At 33.5% G+C, this 960-nt stretch carries 1 rRNA gene; it reads right to left on the bottom strand.

Features of this window, described 5'->3' with window-relative positions:
- Positions 1–960: ribosomal RNA gene (locus KP702_RS15955) — 23S ribosomal RNA — on the bottom strand; the annotation flags it as partial.

The following is a 960-nucleotide window of genomic DNA, read 5'->3' on the forward strand; positions in this document are numbered from 1 at the left end:
GATAAGATTATTTTATATAATATTAAAATGCACCAGCTATCCTGAGGGAAACTTCGGAAGGAACCAGCTACTAGATGGTTCGATTGGTCTTTCGCCCCTATACTCAATTCTGACAATCGATTTGCACGTCAGAACTGTTTCGGTCTTCCATCAGGGTTTCCCCTGACTTCAACCTGATCAAGTATAGTTCACCATCTTTCGGGTCACAGCATATATGCTCAAGGTACGTTCCAGTTAGAGGCATAAATAATATAAATATACATTATACATAACTATATAGAACGCCCCGGGATTGTGTTAATTAGCTATAAATAGCTAAAAAACTAATCCCATTATTAGTCAAGTTAATTACGCTATTAGGTTTATATCCCAATAACTTGCACATATGTTAGACTCCTTGGTCCGTGTTTCAAGACGGGTCCCGAAGGTATCCTGAATCTTTCGCATTGTTAATCATACAAGTGCATATAATAAACACAAAAATCAATGATAATTATGCCATTATATAATTCCGAAAAATTAACGCACTGTAATCATATAAATCTATCAGCACTTTATCAAATTAATAACATTTATTCTGTGTTAAAATGCAAGCAATTTAATTGGAATAAACTATAAGTTATATTTTATGATAAATTTGGTATATGCTAATAGATTACAATGTCCTTATATGGAAAAAATGCACACTATTCTCATAATATTATTTAAATATTACAATTTTAATGATGAATTTTCCATAACGGATATTCAGGTTCATCGGGCTTAACCTCTAAGCAGTTTCACGTACTGTTTAACTCTCTATTCAGAGTTCTTTTCAACTTTCCCTCACGGTACTTGTTTACTATCGGTCTCATGGTTATATTTAGTTTTAGATGGAGTTTACCACCCACTTAGTGCTGCACTATCAAGCAACACGACTCTTTGGAAACATCATCTAGTAATCATTAACGTTATACGGGC

The organism is Gluconobacter sp. P5B12 (genome assembly GCF_018812035.1).
GTDB lineage: Bacteria > Pseudomonadota > Alphaproteobacteria > Acetobacterales > Acetobacteraceae > Gluconobacter.